The sequence below is a fragment of the Rhizobium sp. RU33A genome, assembly GCF_900156055.1.
Taxonomy (GTDB): Bacteria; Pseudomonadota; Alphaproteobacteria; order Rhizobiales; family Rhizobiaceae; genus Allorhizobium.
The window spans coordinates 1204880-1230136 of the sequence record NZ_FTMQ01000001.1 but is presented as its reverse complement, the minus strand read 5'-3'; the positions used below and the strand labels follow the sequence as shown (position 1 = coordinate 1230136).

The following is a 25257-nucleotide window of genomic DNA, read 5'->3' as shown; positions in this document are numbered from 1 at the left end:
CGCCTCATGGCTTGGGTCAACGCAGATCCGGATAGCCCGCAGCGATCGCCGCCTGTTCATGTGCGAGCAGGATGTCGTAAGCGCTATCGTCCCGAACGGTCACGTCCTTAAGGCCGAGGATTGCGCGGGCATCGGCGAGTTCGGGTGCGTCGATGGCGGCTTTCAACGCGGCCCGTAGCGATGCGATCTCATGATCCGAGGCAGACAGCCTGGTGATGAAGGGCAGATTGGGGCCGCGCGGGGTTTCAGTGAGGATGACAAGCCCTTCGATCCGTTCCGGCGCTTGGCGGCGCAGGAGATCATAGGTGATGCAGTCGATTGCGGCGAGATCGGCCTCACCACTGCGAACAGCCTCAATGCTGGCGAGATGGCCGCCGGTCTCGAGGATGTCAGTGAAGAAGGCGCGACCACCGGCATGAGGAGCGATTGCAGCGCGCAGGAGATTGTAGCCGGAATTGCTGCCGGTTTCGTTGATCGCAGCCCTCAGCCCCCGGCAAGCGGCAAGGTTTGCCGGTGCGTCCTTCTCTCTGGCGATGATGAAACTGCACATGTCAGCGCCGGAGCAGCCCGGGGCCTCGTAGACCGGGGTGGCGACGAGGCGGACCCTGCTCTTCAGATGTTTGACGAAGGGGAAGCCGCAGGTCTGAGCAAGGACGAGGCGCGGATCGAGCCAGGCCTCGTGGTGGGGCAAGATCTCATCCAGGATCTCGGGCAGGCCGACCATGCCTTTGCTTTGCAGATGGTCGCGCAGGAAGGCCCAGAACGCGCGCTGCGCCTCAACCACCACGGATGGCGCGACATACATCCGAAGGCTCGCGAGCCTGGTGTCAGGGGCCGCGGTCAGGAGTGCCTCGGATGGGTGGGGCGGTCATGCTGCCGGAAGAGGAAGCGGCGCGCGACATCGAAATAGCCGCGATAGACCAGACCACCGTTCAGCCGCACGAGAAAATCGCGGTGCCGCTCATAGATGCCGGGCAGCATGTACCAGGGCAGCGCCGGCACGCGGTGATGCAACACATGCAGGTTGTTGTAGAGGAAGAGCAGGCCGAAGAGCGGGCTTCTCTCGACGATCGCCGTGCGCTCCTCATGATTGTCGGCAAAGCGGTGTTCGGCATAGGAGCGCAGACGAGACAGCGCCGTGCCGCAATAGACGAAGCCGAAGAAGAAGAGCAGGAAAGGCATGTCGCAGACAACGAGCACCCACCAGAGCACGATGGCCACACCGACACCATGCCAGGCCCAGAGGCGTCGGCTGTCGCCCTCGCCGCGGATCACCTTGATCGCCTCATGCCAGAGGAAGGAGGCGAGGATGATGGCCGGGCCAACCGTCAGGCGGCCGATCAGGGTCAGATTGAACTCCCACAGCGTGCGACCAGCCCAACCGAAACGGTCCCAATCTGCGCGGGTGAAATAGTAGGATTCCGGATCTTCGATCGGATCGGTCAGATGCTCGTCGCGGTGATGGGCGAGATGGCTTTGCTTGTAGACATGGTAGGGCAGCCACAGCGAAATCGGCGGGACGCCGATCGCATCATTGATCAGGTCGTGGCGGGTCGGATGATGGTGGATCACCTCATGCTGCAGCGACCCGTGCCAAGCGATCAGCCAGGCCCCCAAAGGCACGAGGATCAGAAGCGGAATGTCGCGCCAGAAATATGTGAGGGCGAAAAATCCCCCGTAGATCAAAAAGGCCAATGCGACGGTCGGCCATTCGATGCGCGCAATGCGCGGTATTGCGATCTCACCCTCGGCAAGATGTGCCATGCAGTCCCCATAGACGAATCCCCTATGGACGTTCAGACTAACTGTGAGCTTGCGGGCCTGATAGAGTAAAAGCGGCAGAAAATGCCGCGAAATGATCATAAAGCGGCGGAAATCGGCAAAAAATGCAGATCCAGCCTCGGCGAGCCCCTCCGTTGATGGGGTGCAGGCAATTCAACCGCATCCCGACATCTCCCGCGATTGAAACCATCTGGTGAATGGGATAAGCGAAAGCTTCATTCCACACTCAGATTTTAATCCGGTGCATCGAACGCCCCATGGCTGCAGAAACCAAGAGCCATCTTGAGGTTTTCCTCGAGAACAGAACGGCCCTGGTGAGCTATGCCGCCCGGCTCCTGGGCTCGCGTGATCAGGCGGAAGACATCGTGCAGGATGCCTTTCTGCGCCTGAAGCCGGAGGATGGCGTCGGCTATGCGCCGCGGCAGATCCTCGCTTATCTCTACAGCATCGTGCGCAATCTCGCCTTCGACCAGCTGAAGCGGCGCAATGTCGAGACGCGCGGGCGCGATGTCGATCCGCCCTTCTGGATCCTGCCGCAGGATCCGGGCACACCGGAGGAGACGGTGCTTTTTGCCGACCAGGCCCGCGTGGCCCGTGAGGCGCTGGAGGGGCTAGCCCCCGATGCCCGCCGGGCGATCGAACTCTACCGCATCGAAGGCTGGACGCTGGAGGCGATTGCGGGCGAACTCGGGATTTCGGTTGCGACCGCCCATCGGCTGATCCGCAGCGGCATGGTCAAGATCGCCCTCTCCATGGATCGGGCGAGCCATTGATGGAGGCGACAGGGAAAAATGCCGGCGGAAATATGAAAAAAACCAGGGCGTCGATCGTATCTTCAATAGGCACGGAGACGTGTGAGATAGGCGCTGCCATGTCGTGCGGAGGCGTCGGATCGCCTGCCGTCGTGGCGAGACAGGAACGCAGCAGTCAGGGAACGGTCGGCCGGTGAGCGTCACGGATCATCCACAGCAGCAGCAGGAGCGGCTTCTCGAAGAGGCGACGGACTGGCTGATGCGCCTCAACGAGGCACCGACCGATGCGGCGGTGATCGCGGCCTGGGAAGACTGGCTGGAGGCCTCTGAGGCCCATGCCGGAGCCTGGGCCCGGATCTGTCGCACCTGGGGGGCGCTGGGCGACATTCCGACTGCCGCGCCTGAACCCGCCTTGCCGGCCATCGATGCCGCTCCAACCCGATCCGCTCACCCTCAAGGCTGGCGGTTCTCGCGCCGCAGCCTCGGTATCGTCTCTGCCAGCTTGATGTCTGCAGCACTGGTCGCCGTTCTCGTTGCTCCTACCCTCCAGATGCGCCTCGAGGCGGATTTCCGCACCGGGGCCGGCGAGACGCAGATCGTGACGCTGGCCGATGGATCGAAGGTGACGCTCGCCCCTGAAACGGCGCTGGCCGAGGACTTCGACGCAGGTGCGCGGGACGTCCGGCTCCTCTCCGGCGAGGCCTTTTTCGAGGTCGAACGCGATACCGCCCGCCCCTTCGTCGTTGCGACGCCGGATGCATCGGTCCGCGTGCTCGGCACGGCCTTCAGCGTGCGCGATACCGGTCACGGCACGCGGGTGGAACTGGCACATGGGGCGATCGCTCTGACGCCAGAGGCGGCAGAAGACCGCACCGAACTGACGCTCCAGCCCGGGGACGTCGTGACCATCGAACGTGCCGATGGCAAGGCGGAGCGCGGCCAAGTCGCCCCCGCCGACATCGCGCTCTGGCGGACGGGTCAGCTTGCCGTCACCGACCAGCCACTGGGCGACGTCATGGCACTTATCCAGCGCCAGCATTCCGGCTGGATCGTCATGCCCGAGAGCGACATTGCCGCTCTCAGAGTGACCGGCCTCTATGACCTCAGCGACCCCGACAAGGCGCTGATGGCGCTTGTCGCACCCTTCGGCCTGCAGGTCCGCAAGGCCTCTCCCTATCTGCGGATAGTCTCAAGCCGATAATTTTTGCGTTTAATATCAAATTCTTGAGCAGAGGAACGCATGCCCGACGCAAAAAATTCGGACGGCACTGAAAAACTTGTCTGAATTACTCGTATTTTCATCTAAGCAGAGCCCAGATCGGTTTCTGCATGGGAATGAGTATGCGTTCGACGAGACTGCCCGCGAAGCAGGACGCCTTGATCAGCGCGGCGTGGCGCCGCCGGCTGACGGGGACGGCTTGCGCGCTTTCGCTTCTGGCGGGGGCCTCCAGCCTGCCGGTCGCGGCGCAGACGGCGGCTGGTGGCGAGATGACAAGGGCCTATGACATTCCGGCACAGCCGCTTGCAAATGCACTGCGCGCGTTCGGGCAGCAGTCCGGTCTGCAGGTGTCGCTCGCGGCGGAACTTGCCCGCGACACACGCTCGGCCGCCGTCTCCGGCGCTCTGACGATGGAAACGGCGCTCGCGCAGCTGCTGACCGGCACCGGACTTGCCCATCGTATCGAGGATGGCGTCGTCGTCATCGGCGCCACGTCGCACGCCATGCCCGGCGATGGCTCCGCGACCGATGGTTCGACGGTGATCGACGAGATCAAGGTCACGGATCGACGTATCCAAGGCGGCGTCAGCTCAGTCACTGTGGATGCCGAAGCGCTTGCAGCGCGCAATCCGTCCGACATCGCCGATGTCTTCCGCGACACGGCGGGCGTCAGCGTCGGAAGCTCGATCGCGACGTCGCAGAAGGTCTTCGTCAACGGCCTCGAAGAGACGACGCTTGCCGTGACCATCGACGGCAGCCGGCAGAACAACCGCGTCTTCCACCACAATGCCACCAACCTGATCGACCCGGCGCTGTTGCGCAGCGTCACCATCGACGCCGGCATTGCGCCGGCCCATGCGGGGCCCGGTGCACTCACTGGTTCGATCGCCTATGAGACCCGGACTGTGAAGGATCTGCTCTCCGCGGATGGTTTCGGCGGACTGGTAGCGGAGACCTATGACAGCAACGCCGAGACCTTCACCACCGGGCTCGGCGGCTGGGCGTTGCAGGACGGGTTCGAGTTCCTCGGTTTCCTGAACTATGGCAGGGGCGAGAACTACCAGGCCGGCGATGGCGAGGAGGTCCGCGGCACTGCGACCAACCTCTTGAGCGGGCTTGGCAAGGTCGCCTACGAAGCCGAGCGCGGCGAGCGTTTCGAGATCAGCCACGAGCGGATCCGCGACGATGCGGCACGGCCATTCCGCGCCAATGCCAGCGTGGTCACCACCGGCCGCAGCTGGGAACCTCGCTACAGAAACTACAAGCTCAACCGGGACAATACCGTCTTCACCTATAACGACACCGCGCCGGAGGGCTGGTGGGACCCGTTGGTGCGTCTGGCCTATAGTCACAGCGCGGTCGAAACGCCTGTTTACTTCGATGACGGCAGCGGCAACCCGGCTTCCTATGCGGGCCGGGGCGCAAGCGGAAGCCTGAACGGACGCCTGCAGAACAGGTTCGCGCTGGAGAATGGCGATCTGGTTGCCGGTCTCGATTTCTACAGCGACCGGATCGAGCTCGACACCGCACGCAACGCGGAGGACGCGGCGGAGACTGCCCGGAACATCGGGGTCTATGCCCAGGCCCGTCTCGAACCCTTCGAGGCAACGCGGCTGTCCTTCGGCGGGCGGGCTGACCGGCAGTGGTTCGAAGGCACCACCGGCCAGGCGTGGCGCCATGCCGGCCTCAGCGGCAATGCCGCGATCGAATACGACCTCACGCGCTTTCTCACGGCAAAAGCCGGCGCCTCGCATGTCTGGGCGGGCATTCCGCTGGCGGAAGCCTTCATCATGAACCCCGGCTGGTCCTATGGCGCGGCAGGGCCGGAGGTGACGACCGCCGACAACCTGATGGCCGGTCTCGAATTCCATCACGATGGCTTCACGGCGGAAGCGAGCCTTTTCCGCAGCCGCATCCACAATGCGCGCGTTGCCAAATTTGCGGTGGCGCTCGCCAACCAGAACTACGAGGTGGAGACCGATGGCTTCGAGCTTGCGGCGGGCTACGACTGGATCGACGGTTTCATCAAGCTGAAGTATGCGCATGTCGACGCCGAGATCGACGGCCGTCCGGCGGATTCCGATACCGGCAATTACCTGACCACGCCTGTCGGCGACATCATCGTGCTCTCGGCTGGCCATAGCTTTGCCGATTGGGGTCTGACCATCGGCGGCGATGTCGAGATAGCGCCGGAATACAGCTCCGGCGATGCGACCTACCGATCCTACGAGGTCGTGAACCTCTATGGCGAATGGAAACCCGAGCAATTGCCGCACATGACGTTTCGCGCGGAGGTGCAGAACCTCTTGAACGAGACCTATGCGAGCCGAGCAACCTACGGCCAGGAATTCGGCAATGTGACGCCGCTTCACGAGAAGGGGCGAAGCTTCCTTCTCTCCGTCAAGGCGACCTTCTAACAACAAGACTGCATCGCGCCGGGAAGGCAGCGCGGTGCGGCGAGCGTATCGAGTGACGAGGACAGGCTGAATGCGTGACAAAGCTTCCAGGCGGAATGACCGTCACGGACTGCGCGGCTCATGCCCCAGACAGGGCGGGGAGCAGCCATGACCATGCGCGCCCGTGTTCCGGCCAGGCCCGATCCGCATGGGATCGCGGCTGCTGCCACATTCCAGAGCTTCGCCAATTGCTACATCCGGGAAGTCGACGCCGGATGTGCGGGCTGCATGGCACTCGATGGCTGTGAGCGGCGCTGCCTCGACTGGTATCTGTCGGCCCAGCGACTGCATCTGCGCGCCGTCGTATCAACGGACAGCCGGGTGGGACCAAAGGCTTTCGGGCCAATCTTCAGCCGTCATCCGGGCGAAAGCAGCTGGCAGCCGATCGATCCACTCTGGGCGGTGCAATGCCTGGTGCAGGATCTTACCGAAAAGACCGGGGATAGTGGTCGTCCGGGTGCCGGGCTCGAACTGATGCTCCGGACGCTGCAGAGCTGCGCCCGGATTGCAGGTCTCGCGGACCAGGCGGCGACCCGCCAGCTCGACAACCGGCCGCAAGCCTTTCTTGAAAGCGAACAATCGCTCGCCTTTGGTCACTGGATGCATCCGACGCCGAAGAGCTTGAGCGGCATGAGCGATTGGCAGTCGGCCATCTATGCGCCGGAGGGTGGCGGTCGTTTCGCGCTCACCTATTTTGCCGCCCCACGCGCCATCGTGCGCAGCCGCTCGGTCGCCAGCGACCTCGATGACATGGTGCGGCAGATGGCCGGCGATCTCATGGAGCGCATCTCTCTCGCCGACGACGACATGCTCTTGCCGATGCATCCGCTGCAGGCCGAGGCGCTGCTCCTCGAACCCCGGATCCAGGCCCTGATCGAGGCGGGCCGGCTGCGGCTTCTCGGCAGCGGTGGCGTGCACTTCACGGCCACGTCATCGGTGCGCACCGTCGCCTCTGACGACTGCGACTGGATGCTGAAATTTTCGCTGCCAGTGCAGATCACCAATTCTCTGAGACTCAACCGCGCCCATGAACTCGAAGCAGGAGTGGCCATGGCACGGCTGGTCGATCTGCTCGACCTTGAAGCACGGCTGCCGAAGCTCGGCTTCCTTCGCGATCCCGCCTATCTCACCCTTGCCCTGCCCGGTGAGACGGAAAGCGGCTTCGAGGTGATCTTCCGCGAAAACCCCTATCGCGGCGAGAAGGGCGAAGGCGTGGTCAGTCTCGCCGCGCTCACCGGACCTGCCCTGCCCGGCCGCCGCCAGCGGCTCTCGGCCTTGGTCGAACGTTGTGCGGATCAGGCCGGCATGTCGAAACCCGAGGCGGCGCGGCACTGGTTCGATCGCTATCTCGACTGCGCCGTGAGCGCGCTTGTCCGTCTTTACGACGAGACCGGCATCGCGCTCGAAGCGCATCAGCAGAACATGCTGGTCGATGTGTCCCAGGGCTGGCCGTCCAGGGTCGTCTACCGCGACAGCCAGGGCTTCTATCTCTCGGAGACGCACCGGCCGGCGCTCACCAGGACCCTGCCGGACCTCGCCCGGATTGCCGATCTCTTCTATCCCGATGCCGAGATCCGCCGCCGCTTCGGCTACTACCTCATCGTCAATCAGGTCTTTGCCGTGATCCATCGGATGGCTGCGGAAGGGCTCGCCGACGAGGCTGATCTGTTGGCCCTGCTGCGCGACCATCTCACGCGGCTCACTGACGCGCTGTGCGGCAGCGGCTTGAATTTCACGCGGCACCTGCTCGACGACAGCACGATCACCACCAAGGCCAATCTCGGCGTGCGCGTTGCCGGTATCGACGAGCTGGAGGGCGGAGCCGGCGCTTCGCTTTATCGCGAGATGCCGAACCCGCTGCATCCGGCCCATATCCAGACTTTAAGGCTTGCCGATGCCTTTGCCTCTTGATCGTCCCGGACAGCCGGAAGAACGCGTGGTCCGGCAGCTCGTCTTGGCGCTCCTCTTCGAGGGGATCGCACGGGTTGCCGATGCCGGCGCCAATGACGGCATGTCGCAGCTTGCCATCGGCACCGGCGAGGCGCGCGCACGGCTGCATCAGGGGCCGTTCGGCCGCCCACGCATGGCGCCGGGCTCGCTTCAGCTTCGCTGCCCGGAAACGCGGGCCTGGACCGAGGGCAGGCTGGACGCCGTGGTCGATCTGCTGCCGGCGCCTGCAGCCGCACGACTAACGCTGCTGAAGGAATTGCAAAGCACGATCGTGTTTCTGGAGCAGGACTGCACCCTGCCCCAACCATATGACCGCCGGTCGCTCTCCTTCGACTGGCTCGATTGTGCGCTTTCCGAGGCGCATCCCTATCATCCGTGCTTCAAGTCGCGGACCGGCTTCAACATGGAAGACAACGCGCTCTTCGGACCGGAAGCCGGTCGTCCCTTCCGGCTCCACTGGCTGGCGGTGGCGCGAGACCATGTGCGCGAGGCCCTGCCGACTGCCGTGGAAACCTTCTGGCAGAACGAACTGGGCGAGGCACATGCGGCCCGGCTGTTCTCGCGGATGAAGCGCAAGGGCGTCTCGCTCGACAGCCATGCGCTTATCCCTCTGCACCCCTGGCAGTGGCGGCATCTGAAGGACGGGTTGCTGGCCGACTGGATCGCCGACGGACGCGTGGCCTCACTTGGCGAAAACGGCAATCCCTACCGGGCGACGCAATCGATCCGGACGCTGGTCAACCATGCCGATCCCACCCGCGCGCATGTCAAACTGCCGCTCGACATCGTCAACACCTCCTCGATGCGCGTGCTGGAGCCGCATTCGATCGTGACGGCACCGCATCTCAGCCGCTGGCTGGCGGGGCTGGTGGAAGGGGATGAGGTGTTCCGCCGCCGCTATTCGCTCGACATCCTGCAGGAATATGCCGGTATCCGCGTCGATGCGGATGGCGCGCTCGACGGCAAGCTCGGGGTGATGCTGCGCGAGAGCCCGAAACTCCTGCCCGGCGAACAGGCGGTGCCCTTCAACGCGCTGATGATGCTGGAGGAGGACGGCAAGCCGTTCATCGCACCCTTCATCGCGCGGCACGGGCTCCTGCCCTGGCTGCACCGGATGCTGGAGGTGACGATCCTGCCGGTCTGGTATCTGATGGTGCATCACGGCGTAGCACTTGAGGCGCATGGGCAGAACATGATCCTCGTCCTGCGCAACGGCTGGCCGGAGCGGCTGATCCTGCGCGATTTCCACGAGAGCGTCGAATTCTGCCCGGCACTTCTGCGCCACCCGGAGGACCTGCCGGATTTCGCGGCCATCGACCCCGTTTATGACGGGGCGCCGTCGGATGCCTATTACTGGACCGACCATGCCAACGAGCTGCGCGAACTGGTGATGGACTGCCTGTTCATCTACTGCCTGACGGAGGTCTCGCTGTTGATCGAGACGGCCTATGGTCTGTCCGAACAGGCCTTCTGGGACCTCGTGAGCGAACTGCTCGACAGGTACGGCGAGCACTATCCCGACAAGACGCGGCTTGCGCTTTTCGCCCATGACCAGCCGGAAATTTCGACGGAATCGCTGCTGTCGCGCAAGCTTTTCCGCGACCGCAACCTCTATCGCCACCGGGTGCCCAATCCACTTGGGCTCAGAGAAAGGAGCGACCAGCCATGATCCTGATCGACGGGACCTTCCATAGCCAGACCGAGATCGACGCCAAGGGTGAGACCTTTCTGGCCGCAACCGGGATAGCGGACCCGCGCCTCAGCGTCGCCGTCTGCCTGCCCGAAACCATCGACTGGCTTTCGGCCTTCTTCGCCATCAAGCGGCTCGGGGCAAGCATCCTGCCGCTTCTGCCCGGCACACCGCTGGCGACTGCCCGGAAACTTGCCAAGGAGGCGGACTGCCACCGGCTTTATCATGGCGGAACCACTGCCGAATGGCTGGGCGAGCCAGACGACGAGAGCCCGCGCGGGCGGCTGTTGCAGATGAGCTCGGGCACCACGGGGGCTGCAAAATGCGTGGCGCGCGGATGGGACGATATCGAACGGGAACTGGAAGATTATGTCAGCTTCTTCCGCGAGCCCCAGGACATGACGCCCGTCGTCGCCTGCCCGACCACCCATTCCTATGGGCTGATCTGCGGGCTTCTGGTCGGCTTGAAACGGGGGCGCGTGCCGCATGTGGTGAACACCGCCAATCCTAAACATTTGATCAAACTGCTGCGCGAAACCGAGCGACCAATCCTCTATTCCTCGCCGGCCATGCTGCACACACTGGCGCGGCTCCTGCCATCAGGCGAAAAGGTGCATGCGATCATGACCTCGGGCACGCTGTTGCCGGAGAGCTGGTTTTCCACCATTCGCGCCAAGGCCGAGCGTTTCTACCAGCAATATGGCTGCTCGGAAGCCGGCTGCGTTGCGATCAACAGCGACCTCACCCATCCCGCCGATATGGGCCGCATTCTGCCGCGTTTCTCGCTGGCTGACGGCGGCAGCGCGGATGCGCCGGTCGAGATCGTGCTGGATGGGATCACCAGGATCGAGACTAGGGATCTCGGCTATGTCAAAGCCGATGGCATGCTGGTCTTCATCTCGCGGCTCGATGACACGGTGAATGTCTCAGGCCTCAACGTCTATCCCCGCGATGTCGAAGACCAGGCGATTGCCATCGACGATGTCACCGATGCGGTGGCCTTCCGCGTGCCCGACAGTTTTGCCGGCGAGCGGGTGGCGCTTGTCTATTCAGCGAACCGGATCATGCCGTCGTCAGAGCTGCGCGAGCGGCTGATTGCCGCCTTGCAACCGCATCAGGTGCCGATGCATCTCGTGCAGGTGGCCGAGGTGCCGCGCCAGGCGAACGGCAAGATCAGCCGCTGCGAGATCGCCAGGCGCTTTTTGGACGGAGAATTCAACGATCAGAAGGAGCGCGCCTCGTGACCCGAAGCGACATCATCGACGCCATCGCCCAGGTACTGGCCGGCCCCATGCAGCATCGGCATATGGAGGCGTTTTCTCCCACGGCGCGGCTCAACCAGGACCTCTATCTCGATTCCGTTCTGATCCTGCAGATCTTCCTCAATCTCGAGCTCGAACACGGGTTGATGGTCGATGATGCCGTGATCAGCCGAAAGGATGTGGTGACTATCACCGATCTCGCCGATCTCTTCCTGCCCGAGGAAGAAACGACCGCCGCCGAGCTCGAACCTGTCGCAGAACCCATGCCGGAATTCGAAGGCGGGGTGCATGGCGAGGACTATTACGACATCAAGGTGCATTGCTTTGTCAGCTGCCTGTGCGACGGCTTGAAGCGGCGCGGCATCGACCACCGGCCCTTCTATTTCGGCATCTGGGACGCGCCCTTCGGGATCAGCCCGCGCCACGAGCTGCTCTATCACGACGCGACTGTCAGCCATGAGCCCTTCCGTCTCTGGTTCGAGCGGCTCTACCGCGCGCCCGTGACGCCCTGGTACGACCATTCCCGCTCCAAGGACGAGAACATCGCGACCTTCCTCGATCTGCTCGAAAAGCGGCGGGAAACCGAGGGCGTGATGGTGATGCTCGACCTCTTCCACCTGCCGGAGCGGGAGAACAAGTTCAACCAGAACCCCTTTCCGCATTACCTGATGCCGGAAATGACCGAAGACCCGGATGTCTGGTTCATCCGCGACCCCGACTATCGCTGGGAAGGACCGATCGAACGCGCGAAGGTGCTGAACGCGATTGCCCAGCCGTCCGTCGCTGGCGGCTATCATTTCGATCGCGCCGCCTTCCAGCCGGCTGCCGATGCCGATGTCGCGGCCTATCTGAATGAATGCCTGATCCGCGACCGCAATCCGCTGATCGATGCGCTGAGGTCGATCCTCGCCGCCCATGTCGAGGGGCGCGACGGGCTGACGCTTCAAGACCTGACATCAGGGCTTCGCGAACTGCCGGTGCTCGCCATCCGCAAATATGCCTATGAACATGGCTTTGCCTTCATCTGGCGGGCGGCGAAGCTCGCCAACAGCGAGTTCGAGCACTGGTGCACTGAGATCGAGGCGCTGCATCAGGAGCTTAAGAACATCCATTTCGCCGCAATGAAGCTCGCCCAGACCGGCGACCGGCGGCTGATCGAGGACGTGACGCGTAGGCTCGACCGGGCAGACCACTTCGAAACCTCCATCAAGACCCGGCTGGGCGCTGCCTTCGACGCCTGGAGTGCCGGCTTTCAAGACACTGCGGCGCCGCGCCTCAAAGCGCTGGGCTGATCCATGACCATCTTTCGTTTGGGAGAAACGACCATGACCATCCGCCCCTTTACCCGCCGCGTGCTGATTGCCGCCGGCCTCACCCTCGCCGCCCTGCCGGCGCTGGCGCTCGATGTCGAGACCTATGCCGGCAAAGTTACCGTCGAGGGCACGCCGTCCAAGGTGGCTGTCTTCGACATTGCCGCCCTGGATACGCTGCTAGCCATCGGCGTGATGCCAGCGGGCATTCCTGAGAACCTCTATCTCGCCGAACTCTCGGACCTGAAAGGCAAGGCCGAGGTTGTCGGCGACATCTTCGAGCCCAACCTCGAAGCCTTGAGCGCGCTTGCCCCTGACCTGATCATCCTCGGCGGCCGCTCCTCCGGCAAGGAGAAGGAAACGGGCAAGGTCGCGCCCTCGCTCGACATGACCATGGACGGCGTCGACGTGATCGATCAGGCACGCGAGCGGGCCGCGACCTATGGCGCGATCCTCGGAAAGCAGGCAGAGGCCGAGAAGGCGGTTGCGGAATTCGACGCAGCGCTTGCCCGCGCCAAGGCCGCCGTTCAGGGCAAGGGCAAGGGGCTGATCCTGATGACCAACGGGCCGAAGATCACTGCCTACGGGATCGATTCCCGCTTCGGCTGGGTGCACAAGGCGCTCGACCTGCCGCCGGCAGTCGAAGATGTCGAGGCCGCCACCCATGGCGAGCCGGTCTCCTTCGAATTCATCGCAAAGGCCAATCCCGACTGGCTGCTGGTGCTCGACCGGGCCGCTGCCATCGGCGCCAATGACCAGAATGCCAAGGCAACGCTCGACAATGCGCTGGTCGCCGAGACCAAGGCCTGGAAGAGCGGCCAGGTGATCTATCTGCCGTCGGCGGACTTCTACATCGCAGCCGGCGGGTTGAAGGCCACTGAACGGGTTCTGGCGACCATCGAGGCCGCTTTCTCCGCCAGCCAGTGATGTCTGCCACGCTTGAGACACCACATCGCCGCGTGATGATCGCCGCCGGGCTCTGCCTGGCGCTTCTGGTCGTTGTGAGCCTTGCGATCGGGGTGCAGGAGCTGTCCCTCTCCGGCACGGAGGGGGCAATGCCCTTTGCCGATCTCATGGCCATCAGCCGGCTGCCGCGCACGCTCGCTGCCGTGCTTTGCGGTGCAGGGCTCGCCGTTGCCGGCCAGATCATGCAGACGCTGACGCGCAACCGCTTCGTCGAGCCTTCGACGGCGGGCACCGCCCAAAGTGCAGCACTCGGCATCCTGATCGTGACGCTGTTCCTGCCGGCAGCGGGCCTCGGCGTGAAGGCGCTGGTCGCCAGCGGCTGTGCGCTCGCAGGCACGGCGCTATTCCTCGCCACCGCCCATCGGCTGCCGCCGGAACAGCCGCATCTCGTACCGCTTTTCGGCCTTGTCTATGGCGGCGTGGTGGGCGCTGCCGTCACCTATGTCGCCTGGCAGACTGATCTCCTGCAATATTTGGACATCTGGACCAATGGCGAATTCTCCGGCGTGCTGAAGGGCCGCTACGAGCTGCTCTTCGTCGCCGTGGTCATCGTCGCGGCGGCGATCCTGATTGCCGACCGGCTGACGATCATGGCGCTTGGCGAGGATCAGGCGACCAGCCTTGGCATCGATTATCGCCGCATGACGCAGATCGGGCTGGTACTGGTCTCGGTGATGTCGGCGCTCTCGGTCGTTGTCGTCGGGCTCATTCCCTTTGTCGGCCTCGTCGTACCCAATCTCGTCTCGCGCCTCTCGGGTGACAATCTGCGCGGCACGCTGCCGCTCGTGGCGCTCGGCGGGGCGATCCTGGTTCTCGCCTCCGATATCGCCGGTCGCCTCATGCGCTTTCCTTACGAGATCCCCGTCGGCACCGTGATGGGGGTGATTGGACCTGCCGTCTTCCTCTGGTTCATCCTTCGGGAGCGTCGCGATGCGTGACCGGATCGTCATCGGCCTTCTCCTCTGTCTGGCGCTCTTAGCCGTCATCGCCTTCATGACGGTCAACCTGCGCGGCAATATCGCCTTTGCGCTGGAGCTGCGCGGCATCAGGCTTGCCGCGCTTGTAACCGTCGCGGTTGCCATCGCACTCTCGACCGTCACCTTCCAGACGATCACCGGCAACCGCATCCTCACCCCGTCAATCATGGGCCTCGATGCGCTCTACCAGTTCGGTCAGGCAGCACTCGTCTTTACGCTGGGCGGGCTGGGCTATGTCTCGCTCTCGCCGCATCTGAAATTCGGCATGGAGGCATCCGCCCTGATGCTGCTTGCCATATTGATCCTCTGGCCGGCGCTGAAAAGCCGGATGGATCTGACGCTGATGCTGCTCGCCGGCGTCGTCATCGGCGGGCTCTTCCGCAGCCTCACCAATCTTCTGGCGCGGCTGATCGATCCGCAGGAGTTCGCAGTGGCGCAGCGGGCGATGTATGCGAACTTCTCCTCGCCGAATACGGATCTGCTTGCCATCGCAGCCATCGTCACCGCGATCGCAGGCGCCTTCCTCGTCTCGCGCCGACACCAGCTCGACATCGCCGCACTCGGACGCGACACGGCGATCGGCCTGGGCATCGAGTGGAATCGCGAGATCATGATCCACCTCCTGGTGGTGTCGCTGCTTGTTGCCGTTTCCACTGCGCTCGTCGGCCCCGTCACCTTTTTCGGCCTGTTGATCGCAGCGCTTGCCGAGCGGCTGACGGCCTCGCGCCGGCATGCCTCCGTCTTCGTGGTTGCCGTGCTTCTCGGCATCATCGTGCTCGTCGGCGGACAGACGTTGTTGCAGCACGGGCTCGGCCAGGCCGGCACGCTCTCTGTTGTCGTCGACTTCGTCGGCGGCCTTGTCTTCATCCTGCTTCTGTTTGCGAGGCGCACCCGATGATCGAAATTCAATCCGTCAGCCTTGAGCGCGAGGGACAGCGCGTGCTCGAGGGCATCGACCTCACCCTGCCCCGAGGTGGTCTGACCGCCCTGGTCGGCCCGAACGGTGCCGGAAAATCGACGCTGCTCTCGCTCACGGCAAGGCTTCTGCCACTGCAACAGGGAAGCGTGACCATTGATGGTCTGCCTGTCGCGACCACGCCGGGCAAGGTGCTGGCGAAAAAGCTCGCGATCCTCCGCCAGGATTCCGGCCCGCCGCCGCGCGTCAGCGTGTGCGAAATGGTCGGCTTCGGCCGGTTTCCGCATAGCGGCGGACGGATGACGACCGAGGACAAGGCGATGGTCGCAGAGGCGCTAGCCCGCTTCGAGTTGGGCGACCTGGCCAGCCGCTCGCTCGACCGCCTCTCCGGTGGCCAGCGGCAGCGGGTGATGGTGGCGATGACCTATGCGCAAGCCACGGATTACATCCTGCTCGACGAGCCCTTGAACAATCTCGACATGTATCACGCCCGCCAGCTGATGCTGGAGCTGCGCCGGCTAACCGACGAAACTGGCCGCACCATCGTCATCGTGCTGCACGACATCAACCACGCCTCGGCCAGCGCCGACCGGATCATCGCCATGAAAAACGGCCGGATCGCAGCCGATGGCACGCCGGACGCGATCATGCGGACCGAGGTGCTGGAGGCGATCTATGGGTTTGAAGTGCCAGTCGTCGAGACAGGTGGCATACGGCTTGCGCTGCAATATGCCCGAAGGGGCTAGGCGCATCAGCAGTCCTCGGTCCGAAGCGCGCTTTTGTGCACGCCAGCAGGTCAGCCGCCGGGAAATGTCCCCCGGCGGATCATCGGTGGCACCTTAGCCGATGCCGTCCCTGGTGTGTTCATCCTGTCACTGCGTCTCGACCCGACCCTTCTTCTCGTCCTTCTTCTCTTTCTGCAGCAGCCAGGTCAGCAGGTTGGGTTTTTCCTTCGGCTTCGCCGGCGGCCGCTTCGCCACGACCCTCGGGCGATAGACCTTGACGTTGTCGAGGGCTGCGAACTTCTCGCCATACTGCTTCTTGATCGATGCGACCCGTCCCCAGTTCTTTGCGCGCGAGGCGAGAACCGCGAGGCCTACGACGCCCCCTTCCGTCGGCTCCCATTCCACCGATTGCTGGAAGAGGCGCGTTGCGTCCTTGGTTGCCTTGTTGTCGAGGCGGTGCCAGGCGAGCGCCTGGGCGCCCAGTGCCGATTTCTGCTCGAAGACATAGGCTTCGAGGGTTTTCAGCTCTCCCTCGGTGGGTACCAGAGGCGTGTCCTGGTCGGTGAGGCCGGCCGATACCAGCTCGATATAGATCTTCTTCAGTTCAGGGGTCTGGGTTGCATACTGGCGGGCCAGTTGGAGCGCTTCGTCGCGATGCTCCATGTTGCGCAGCGAAAGGATGACCCCTTCGATGCTCTTCAGGCTGGTCGCCATGCGCGTGGAGCTGACAAACCAGTGATAGGAGGCCTCCCAGCTCTGCTGGCCATAGTAGAACCAGCCGAACAGCTCGGCATCGGCGGCCGAGAACGAGCGCTGGACATAGTCGCTGAAGCGCTGCAACTCGTCGAGGGTCAGACCGGTCGCTGCATTGCCCTGGGCGATCTGGCCCATCTTGCGCCGGACAAGATCGAAGGAGACGTCGTCGAATTCGCCCGTGCCATCGGGCAGGACAGAGCCGAGGGCAACCAGCGAAAGTGTTCCGGCTTCGGGCAGAAGGAGGCTTGCCTTCTGGACGGTCGACAGCCGTTCGTTCGGATCCTCGCAGCTTGTGACGATGTATTTGTAGAGATCGAAGGCGCGGGCGAAATCGCGGGACTGGGCCAGTGCCTCCGCCGTGATCCACATGGTGTTCATCTCGGCACAAACCATCAGCTGTGGCGAGCCCTCGGCAAGGCTCACCACCTGTGCCCAGTTGCGCTGGGCGTGCGAGCGCTCCATCAGCCTGCGGGTCTCCGCCTGTGCCAGCTTGTCGACGAGTTCCTGGCTGGGCTTCCAGTTCGGGTTCTCGCTCTGCAGCCTCGCCATTTCGGTGCGAACGCGCACATAGTCACCGCTGCCGAAGATATCCCAGAGCGGCTGTTCGGAGATATTGGTCGGCGCATCGAAGAGGTCCTCCGGCGCGTCCCAGCTGGGATAGAGGGCCTTCAGGCGGCGCAGCTCTGCGCCAAGGCGTTTCAGGTCGCGTGTCTGGGCATAGTAGCGCAGTGCCGTGTCATCGACCTCGGGCCGGGTCGCAACCACGGGCTCCTCGGTCTGCTGGCTGAGGCGGGCGATCTGGAGTTCGACGCTGTCGCGAGGCGATGCCGCTGTGAGCGCCTGAGCGCTGACGGCGGCGGGAGTCGGCTGGACGGCCGGTCGTTTCGCCGCTGTCGCCTGGCTCGGCCCAAACGGGTTTTCACCCGGTGCCACGTCGCGGATGACCGGTGCGGCGGCCTGGGGCGCCATGGCCATGGGGGTTGTAGGCTCCGGCATAGGGGTGGGCAGAACGATCTGCGCGGCAGCCGGTGCGACGGGCATCACCGGCTGCGGCGCTGCCATGGTCGGCGGCACGACGGGCGGAAGGCTTGGCGCGGCGACCGGTGCGAAGCTCGGCATCGCCGGCTGGACGCCAGCTGGCACGGAGACATTGGACAGCACCACGCCGCCCGGAACGACAACGCCCATGGCCGGGAAGTTGTTGACCCCATCTCCCGTGGCCTGGCTGATCGGGATGGTGATGCAGGCGCCGAGGAGAAGGGCAGTCTTCAGGGGAAATCGGTCAAACATGTGGGATACCTTTCAGCGATCGCCATGAGGCTGAGCACATGGAGCGTGGCGGGGTAGTAGTCTTGGGAGCTGAAGTCAGAGAGAAGGGCGACATCGGGACGTCGGCCCAGGCTGCATTCGACGAGGCCGGCGACGGCCTGGTAACCAGGGCCGGGCATTGGGGCGAGACGCGTGGCGGTTGAAAGTTCGACCACCGACATTGAGGCTTGACCGAACTGCTTCCAGTGGGCGGCAAAGACCTCCAGAACGTCCGGGTAGTCGCGCGAATACCAGGCGAGATAAAGCGGGATGCGGATCGCGTCATAGCCGAACTGCGAGGGGTAGCCGCTTGCCGGACGTGGCGTCTCGTCCGAGAGAGACACCCAGTCCGCCGGCAATCTCGCCGGACCGAAGCGGGCTTCGCGCAGCAGACGTACACCGCTGTCCATGAGGGCTGCGGATGGGAAACGGTTCGACAAGCGTCCGAGATCAACGATCGCCGGAAAGATCCAGTAGGCCATGTTGACCACCGGACCGTCCGCCTGGTCCTTTTCTCCGAAACCCTGCGCTCCGGGCAGCATGACGAGGCCATGCGCCGTGTCGATCGCGGTCCGGGCGATGATGGCGTCCGAAATCCGCCGGGCCTCGCGCTGCAGGTCGGCATCCCCCCAACGCTTCCCGGCCCGCATCAGCGCCCATGCGATGAGCAGATCGCCATCGGTCGCGTTGTTGCGATCCGTAATCGGCGGCATCTGCGTCGGATCCCAGCGCCAGGCGGCGAGACCGTCCTCGCGGACGAAGAGGTTGGCCTTCGTCCATAGCCATATCCGATCGAAGCCGTCACGATCGTCAGCCGCCTCGGCCATCAGCATGCCATAGCCCTGGCTCTCGCTGTGGCTGATGCCACCGGCCCGGTTGTCGACCACCCGCCCCTCTTCGGTGAGGAAGTTGTGGCGGTAGACCAGCCAGGCGCCGGCGGCGAGATCGGCTGCAACATTTTCCTCCGGCTGCGAGCGCACCGCAGTCGCAGCACCCGTAAACAGGGAGCAACCCAACAGCAGAAGCGACAGGAGACGCGTGCGTGTCTTCACGATTTCCGTCCCTGCCTCAGAACGACGAAGGTCGACGCGCCGAGAAGGATTGCGGCGAGGATCTGCGCGATGGTGAACTCCCGAGCATTGTTGGAGAACCAGCCGGCCACGATCAGACGACCGTTCTGCAGGCTGAGCGGCATCGTCTCATAGAGACGCTCGTGGGCTGCCACCTTCCGTTCGACGAAGGCCCCGTCGCCCTTGAGGGCGTTGACAGAACCGCCGAGACGACCCCAGACATCGGTCTGAACGAGGTTTCGCAAACCTTCGGACAGCAGAGCCGGGTCCCGAACAGCCACCACCGTCCAGGCATCCCTGTCGTTGACCAGGCGCTGGGCAACCAGCATGTCGGCCTCGCCGCTGACCTGATAGACGGCGTCCGCCGAGAGGACATTCCCGTCTTCGACGAGCCCCAGCTGGGCGGCCTGGATGCGGATGCGGGTGCTGATCGCGTCGTAAAGCTTGTTGGTTCCCTCCCGCAGACGGGCAACGAGAGACGTCGGCCCCGGTTCGTCCACCGTCACCGGCGTGCCGTCTACGGAGAGTGCGGGGGCGGCCACTTCGACCGGCGCGCCGCTCGGATCCGCAGACGTCTGATCGAGCGAAAGGCTCAGATCGCTTGCGATCGGATTGAGGTTAATTCCGAGATCCGACTGCAATTGGCCGGAAAAACCGGAAAAGGTTCCGAAGGCCAGCAAAGGACCCTGGCGGTCCAGCGGCCAGCCAGAGGAGACCGAAACGGGACTGACCTCGCGCGAGACATAGGCCATCTTGGCGAGGAAAGTTCCGGCTGCACCAAGGACAGCGTTGTCCATGTTTTCGACGTAGAGCGGCATGGCCGCATCGTCGTCGAAGTCCGCCTTGCCGGCCGAGACCACCGCGAGATCCGGGGCATGGCCGATCTGGGCGAAAGCCGGGATGTTGAGCGTGCTGTCACCCTTGATGAAGAAGCGTGCCGTGGTGTTGCCGAGGGTCGAGGGGTCGCAGACCATATCGGACGCCGCATGCAGTTCCGCCTCGAACTCGATGACGTTGTAGCCGGGTCGCAGCTTGTCGAGCGGGATCGGCAGGACCTGGCCGTCGATGCGGCCGGAGCGCGCCTCGCCGAGACGGATATTGGCGACCGTGTCACCGTTTGCGCGGATGACCATCTGGGCCGTCGGCGAAAGACCGGCAGCGTATTCGGCATTCAGTTTCAGGTTCGCTGCACCATAGTCACCCGGGTAGAAATCGGCCGGAAGGCTGAAGGCGATCGCCTGCTGGAAATGGCGGCCGGCAAAGGGACGAGACACGAAGCCGAGTTCGGCCAGGGTGTTTGCGCTGCCGGATTCGAGCAGGCGTCCGCGACGATTGCCAAGCGCGCGACGCCCTTGGGGCGAGCCGTCGGTCACTTCCGTCTGGGCCCGCAGGGTGAAGTCCCGGATGGTGCTGGCGAGTTCATCGGCGGTACGGGCCGCCACCACCATGCGGCTCCGGCCGGTGGCCGGATCGATGTCGAACTCGACGCCGGCCTGCTGCGGGACAACACCGGTCAGGTCGCGCACCGTACCGAAGGTGCCGACCACCAGATCGATACCGGGACCGGAGCCGGCACTGTTGCCGACGGTGACCACCGGGCGATCGAAATGGCCGAGGATCGAGAGCGCCTGCACGACGGCGAAGGTACGGTCGATATCTTCGCCGGGGGCACCGCGGGGGATCAGGCCGTTGATGGCGGCATGACCGTTGACGTCGCGGCTATAGGCGAGAAGCGTCGAGACATCGCTCGGATCGTCCTTGGCGTTGCGGGTGAAGACGAAGCCGCTGCGGGCCGGATCGATCTGGGTCCACAATTCATAGGTCGCCTCGACGGAGCAATCGACGCGATGCGACTGGTCCATGAGAACGGTCACGGCATTGTAGCCGGGCTGAAGAAGCCCCTTCGGCAGCTCGAGTTCGACCTGATGGGCGTCACCGGACTTCAGATTGACCGACCCGATGTCCCGGTCGTTGACGAAGATGCGCATCGCCGAGCGTTCAGGCGCGACCGAAATGGCCGTCTGCAAAGTCAGGATCAGCTTGGCCGAGCCCGTCATTTCCGAGGGAAGCACGACAAAGGGATATTCGCGATTGGCGGTCTCGCCGGTGAAGAACAGGTCCTGCTTGTCTGCAATCAGACGGCGGATCTGGCCCTCGTCCTGGAAATATTCCTTGGTTTCGGTCTCAACCTTGACCTGCGGCGCCAGAACGAAGCCGGCTGATGTGGATGCAGCCGACGGCGAGGCTGCGAAGAGCAGGCCGACGGTCGCGAGCGAAGAGAGGTGTTGTCTGATCATTCTCCGGCCTCCTGGTGACGGACCGGGGCAGCGGCTAGGGCCGCACCGGCAAGAGGTTTCAGTCTTTGCGGCTCGGCCTTGTCGGCCGGCTTGCCACCGAGCGCGACGCCGAGTGCGGCGAGCGGGCACATGATCGCCCAGCGCAGGATGCGAATGCTGCCGGCGATCATGCTCTTGGGGCGCTGGCGCAGGGCACGCTGTTCACGGACCACCGACATGTCGTGCATCAGGAGTTCCGCGATGATCGGGAAGTGATAGGGTTCGACATCGAAGCGCAGGGCAATCGCGCCGTCTTCGTCAGGAGCGCCGCCGGCAATGCTGACGGGCAGCGAAGTGACGAGCATGGTGGAGGAGACGTTTAGCAGCTGGAGGCGGCCGTATTCGCCCTTGCGTAGCATGCGGGAGGCGCCCTGTGCCGGGATCAGCTTGGCACCCTTGGCGGAAGCCTCGGTGATTGCCCCGCGCAGGACGGTCTCGCCGAACTGCAGTTCGACATTGGTGCGCAGCGGCAGCTCGACGCCGGCGAGGTCCTGGCTACGTTCGGTGACGACGCCCAGCGCACAGCCGGCGATCATCAGGTTCATCCAGTTCCAGGCACCGACGATGAGGAGCAGGCTCGAGATCTCGGGCTCGGTGTTGTAGCGATAAGCCGCGACAAACAGCGTGAAGCACAGGATGCCGAAGATGATGAAGTACGGCAGCGAGAGTTCTGAAAGGCGGTCCTGCTTCAGGGAGACGCCCTTGGCGGTCACCTTGAAGGTCGGGCTCTTCGGCTTCAGGAGCACGCTGATGATCGCCTGGAACAGATAGACCGACTGGACATATTCGTAGAGCTCGGAAATCCAGGGCCAGCGAACGCTGCCATAGAGGTAGCTGCGAACCATTTCCCCGACGATCAGGTACATGACCGTATAGGCGAAGAAGTCTTCGAAGGACGCGACGAAGATCTTCATGTCGAAGAGGATGAAGAGCAGCGGGGCGACGAAGAAGACGGCGCGCACGAAGGGGAAGAACCAGAAGAGCGAGCTCGAGATATAGCTCAGGCGCTGCGGCAGGGAGAGGCCGCGCTTGAAGAGCGGGTTCTTGAGCATCAGGATCTGCACCATGCCCTGGCACCAGCGGGAACGCTGGCCGACGAAGCTGGCGAAGGTCTCCGGCTGCAGGCCCGAAATCAGCGGCTTGTCGATATAGAGGCTGTTCCAGCCACGGGCGTGGAGTTCGAGGGCGGTCTCGCAATCCTCGGTAATGGTAATGCCTGAAAAGCCACCGACCTCTTCCAGAGCCTCACGGCGCAGGACAGCGGCCGATCCGCAGAAGAAGGAGGCATTCCAACGGTCGAGACCCTTCTGGATCTTGCCGTAGAACATCTCGTTCTCGGAGGGCATGCGGCCGAAGGTACCGAGATTGCGCTCGATCGGATCCGGGTTGGAGAAGAAGTGCGGCGTTTGGACGAGGAACAGGCGCTCGTCCTCCAGGAAGTAGCCGACGGTCTCGCGCAGGAAGTTGCGTTCCGGAGCATGATCGGCATCGAAGACGACCACGAGATCGGCATGTGTGCGCCAGAGGGCGGCGTTCAGATTGCCGGCCTTGGCATGCACGTTCTCCTGACGGGTCATATAGACGGCGCCGAGGTCGCTGCAGAGATCCTTGAGGATCGCCGCGCGCTCCTTCGCCTGGGCTGCGGCGACCGGATCGTCGGCATTGCGCTTCTGATCGGTGCCGCCGTCATCCAGCAGGTAGACGGTGAACTTGTCAGAGGGATAGTCCATCGCCTTGGCTGCCGCCACGGTGAGCGCCAGGATCTCGCGATCTTCATTGTAGGTGGGGATGAAGACGTCGACGGTCGGGCTCTCGTCGTCGGCGAGCTGCGGCGCCCGCGGGCGATCAATCGGATCGGCGACGACGAAGAGGCTGATGCCGAGCATCAGGATACAATACATCTCGGCGGCATAGAGAATGATGCCCGGGATAAAGGAATAGAGATCCTCCAGCGGCGGCAAGGTGCTCGTCGTGCGCCAATAGGCATATTGCAGGATCACGACGCTCGCCAGCGCCAGGAAGATGTGGCGCCAGAAGCCGTCGAGCTTCAGCAACATGATGGCGCCGAGAAGGGCGATCACGATGATGGAAAGGTTGAAGCGCGCGGCATGGCCGACGGGCTGGGCGATCAATACGAACATCGCCACGACGATGGCCAACCAGGTTGCATAGCGAAGCAAATCTCGCACGGGCTCGGACTCCTCATGAGTTCAATCGTCGATTGACCTGGGATGGCCCGGCCCGCTTCGCCGCGCTCGAATGCGTTCTCGAATTGAGACACGTCAAGCAAGATGGGAAGCGGCAAGACCCGAAAGGTTAATCTTGACTTAACGTTAGGAGCCGATCGCGGAGAATGGGAAGTGCAGTGTGTCACTGACTTGCGCAGTTGTCGGAATCTTGTCGCAAAATGTCCGAATAGTTGCGGTGCAGCATAGAATTCACATGCCGACACCATACAATTAATAACCAAAAAAGGTCCGTACCGCCATTCAAATTGTCATATATTATTTGTTATAACCGGACTCGAAGTCCTCTATGAAATCCATTACAACAACACATCAATACAACTCGGGTTATACTAATTCCAGAATCCGCAAACAATCATACTGATTAGTTTTTAGACATTCCTCGGTCAAAATTTGTTCATAAATACTCATTTTTCATCAAGATGAGCAGATGAAGACCATTGGCACCCTAAGGACCGGACAGCGATGCGGACAGTGATGATTGTGCTGCGCAGCAATTGCGGAATGTTAGATCTGGCGTCCGTCGTCGAGGCACTCCGTTCTGCCCGCGACCCGAATGGCGAAGCATCCTATCTGCTGACGACCTGCGCCTATGGGCAGGACAGCCTTCAGGCCGAGGAGCCCTGGATCAGGGTCCAGGCCGCCCATGACATCACCAGCGCGCCCCTGGACATCGATACGCTGATCCTGCCGAACTCCTCGGTGAGCGACCTGCTGGACCAGGATCTCGAATGCAGCGCATTTCTCGCCCGGCGCAGCAAGTCGATCCGCCGGATTGTGGCACTCGGAAACGGCGTCCTTTTGGCTGCAGCTGCCGGGATGACGCGCGGACAGACCGTGGCGGCGGACAGCGCGGTCGATGAACGTCTCGCGACGCTCTGCGACCAGACGATCGTCGACCCCAATTACGATCTGCACAAGAGCGGCAAGATCTGGAGTGCACGCGGGCCGGCCGTCGGGCTGTCGCTCGCTTTGGCTATCATCGAGGAAGACCTCGGCCATGAGGCGGCCATGGATGTCAGCCAGCGGTTTACCGACCGGTTCCCGGACATGCGTCCTCGCTTCGCCAATGGCGGCGCAAATCTGGTCAATGGCGATCGACGCAGCCCGGTCGAGCGGATCCAGGAATGGGTGATCGCAAACCCCTCGGCCGACCTCAGCGTCAGCCGGCTTGCCAGCATGGTCGCAATGAGTGAACGCACCCTGTCTCGCGCCTTCAAGCAGAGGACCGGCCAGACGGTGGGTGATTTCGTGCTGTCCGTCCGGTTGGCCTATGCCCGTGAAATGCTCCGGTCAGGGGAGCGCAAGATCAAGGATGTCGCGCGCCTCGCCGGACTGGGCAGCCAGACGAACATGCGCCAGCTTTTCGTCAGCCGCTATGGCCGTCCGCCTTCGGAGTTTCGCAAGATCGAGGCGGCACCGGCGATCGACGACGAGCGAGCGGCGCCCCTGGACGTAGCATTATCAGCCCGCATTTGAACGCATGATCGACGGCAACGCGCGCCGCAGCCTATCGGAGCTGAAGCGCTTGCCCCC

18 protein-coding genes are annotated in these 25257 nt (G+C 63.4%); 12 read left to right on the top strand and 6 right to left on the bottom strand.

Annotation, left to right across the window (positions count from 1 at the left end; genetic code table 11):
- Nucleotides 1-16: 16 nt before the first annotated feature.
- Both BW978_RS05915 and BW978_RS05910 read right to left on the bottom strand, forming a co-directional pair.
- Nucleotides 17-805, bottom strand: coding sequence for a phosphate/phosphite/phosphonate ABC transporter substrate-binding protein (locus BW978_RS05915; protein ID WP_076393032.1), 789 nt, complete (start codon nucleotides 803-805; stop codon nucleotides 17-19).
- A gap of 35 nt (nucleotides 806-840) precedes the next feature.
- Nucleotides 841-1764 (bottom strand): fatty acid desaturase, encoded by a 924-nt coding sequence (locus tag BW978_RS05910; protein WP_076393262.1) that lies wholly within the window; start codon nucleotides 1762-1764, stop codon nucleotides 841-843.
- A gap of 275 nt (nucleotides 1765-2039) precedes the next feature.
- Between BW978_RS05910 and BW978_RS05905 the strand changes: the two genes are divergently transcribed.
- The 11 genes from BW978_RS05905 to BW978_RS05855 all read left to right on the top strand — a co-directional run bounded on the left by BW978_RS05905 (nucleotide 2040) and on the right by BW978_RS05855 (nucleotide 16026).
- Entirely contained in the window at nucleotides 2040-2555 is a 516-nt protein-coding gene (locus BW978_RS05905) for a sigma-70 family RNA polymerase sigma factor (protein WP_076393030.1), read from the top strand.
- A gap of 172 nt (nucleotides 2556-2727) precedes the next feature.
- Nucleotides 2728-3735 carry a FecR family protein gene (locus BW978_RS05900; RefSeq protein ID WP_076393028.1) on the top strand — a complete coding sequence of 336 codons (1008 nt, stop codon included), beginning with the start codon at nucleotides 2728-2730 and terminating at the stop codon, nucleotides 3733-3735.
- 140 nt (nucleotides 3736-3875) lie between these two features.
- Entirely contained in the window at nucleotides 3876-6170 is a 2295-nt protein-coding gene (locus BW978_RS05895) for a TonB-dependent receptor (protein WP_076393026.1), read from the top strand.
- A gap of 147 nt (nucleotides 6171-6317) precedes the next feature.
- Nucleotides 6318-8120 (top strand): IucA/IucC family protein, encoded by a 1803-nt coding sequence (locus BW978_RS05890; protein ID WP_244551891.1) that lies wholly within the window; start codon nucleotides 6318-6320, stop codon nucleotides 8118-8120.
- Nucleotides 8104-9828 (top strand): IucA/IucC family protein, encoded by a 1725-nt coding sequence (locus BW978_RS05885; RefSeq protein ID WP_076393024.1) that lies wholly within the window; start codon nucleotides 8104-8106, stop codon nucleotides 9826-9828. Before BW978_RS05890 ends, BW978_RS05885 begins: the two co-directional genes overlap by 17 nt.
- Complete coding sequence (locus BW978_RS05880; RefSeq protein ID WP_076393022.1) at nucleotides 9825-11093, top strand: AMP-binding protein; 1269 nt, start codon at nucleotides 9825-9827, stop codon at nucleotides 11091-11093. Before BW978_RS05885 ends, BW978_RS05880 begins: the two co-directional genes overlap by 4 nt.
- Nucleotides 11090-12403, top strand: coding sequence for a DUF6005 family protein (locus BW978_RS05875; RefSeq protein WP_076393020.1), 1314 nt, complete (start codon nucleotides 11090-11092; stop codon nucleotides 12401-12403). The genes BW978_RS05880 and BW978_RS05875 overlap by 4 nt, the downstream gene beginning before the upstream one ends.
- A 33-nt stretch (nucleotides 12404-12436) precedes the next feature.
- Nucleotides 12437-13348, top strand: coding sequence for a siderophore ABC transporter substrate-binding protein (locus BW978_RS05870; protein ID WP_076393018.1), 912 nt, complete (start codon nucleotides 12437-12439; stop codon nucleotides 13346-13348).
- Nucleotides 13348-14325 carry an ABC transporter permease gene (locus BW978_RS05865; protein ID WP_076393016.1) on the top strand — a complete coding sequence of 326 codons (978 nt, stop codon included), beginning with the start codon at nucleotides 13348-13350 and terminating at the stop codon, nucleotides 14323-14325. The genes BW978_RS05870 and BW978_RS05865 overlap by 1 nt, the downstream gene beginning before the upstream one ends.
- Nucleotides 14318-15262, top strand: coding sequence for an iron chelate uptake ABC transporter family permease subunit (locus BW978_RS05860; RefSeq protein ID WP_076393014.1), 945 nt, complete (start codon nucleotides 14318-14320; stop codon nucleotides 15260-15262). Before BW978_RS05865 ends, BW978_RS05860 begins: the two co-directional genes overlap by 8 nt.
- Nucleotides 15259-16026: an iron ABC transporter ATP-binding protein gene (locus BW978_RS05855; RefSeq protein ID WP_076393012.1), complete on the top strand. Its 768-nt coding sequence runs from the start codon at nucleotides 15259-15261 to the stop codon at nucleotides 16024-16026. Before BW978_RS05860 ends, BW978_RS05855 begins: the two co-directional genes overlap by 4 nt.
- Nucleotides 16027-16152: 126 nt before the next feature.
- Here BW978_RS05855 and BW978_RS05850 read toward each other — a convergent pair whose 3' ends face one another.
- The 4 genes from BW978_RS05850 to bcsA are packed head-to-tail and all read right to left on the bottom strand — an operon-like array spanning nucleotide 16153 to nucleotide 23664.
- Nucleotides 16153-18051, bottom strand: a complete 1899-nt coding sequence (locus BW978_RS05850; protein WP_139330338.1) for a hypothetical protein — start codon at nucleotides 18049-18051, stop codon at nucleotides 16153-16155.
- The gene (locus BW978_RS05845; RefSeq protein ID WP_076393008.1) at nucleotides 18030-19121 is read right to left on the bottom strand and encodes a family 8 glycosyl hydrolase; all 1092 of its coding nucleotides are present in this window, start codon (nucleotides 19119-19121) and stop codon (nucleotides 18030-18032) included. Before BW978_RS05845 ends, BW978_RS05850 begins: the two co-directional genes overlap by 22 nt.
- On the bottom strand, nucleotides 19118-21436 hold the full coding sequence (locus tag BW978_RS05840) for a cellulose biosynthesis cyclic di-GMP-binding regulatory protein BcsB (RefSeq protein ID WP_076393006.1): 2319 nt from the start codon (nucleotides 21434-21436) through the stop codon (nucleotides 19118-19120). The genes BW978_RS05845 and BW978_RS05840 overlap by 4 nt, the downstream gene beginning before the upstream one ends.
- Nucleotides 21433-23664, bottom strand: coding sequence for a UDP-forming cellulose synthase catalytic subunit (bcsA, locus tag BW978_RS05835; RefSeq protein WP_076393004.1), 2232 nt, complete (start codon nucleotides 23662-23664; stop codon nucleotides 21433-21435). Before bcsA ends, BW978_RS05840 begins: the two co-directional genes overlap by 4 nt.
- Nucleotides 23665-24225: 561 nt before the next feature.
- On the opposite strand from bcsA, the gene BW978_RS05830 reads away from it, so the two are divergent.
- Nucleotides 24226-25200, top strand: a complete 975-nt coding sequence (locus BW978_RS05830) for a GlxA family transcriptional regulator (RefSeq protein WP_210216974.1) — start codon at nucleotides 24226-24228, stop codon at nucleotides 25198-25200.
- Nucleotides 25201-25257: the final 57 nt, after the last annotated feature.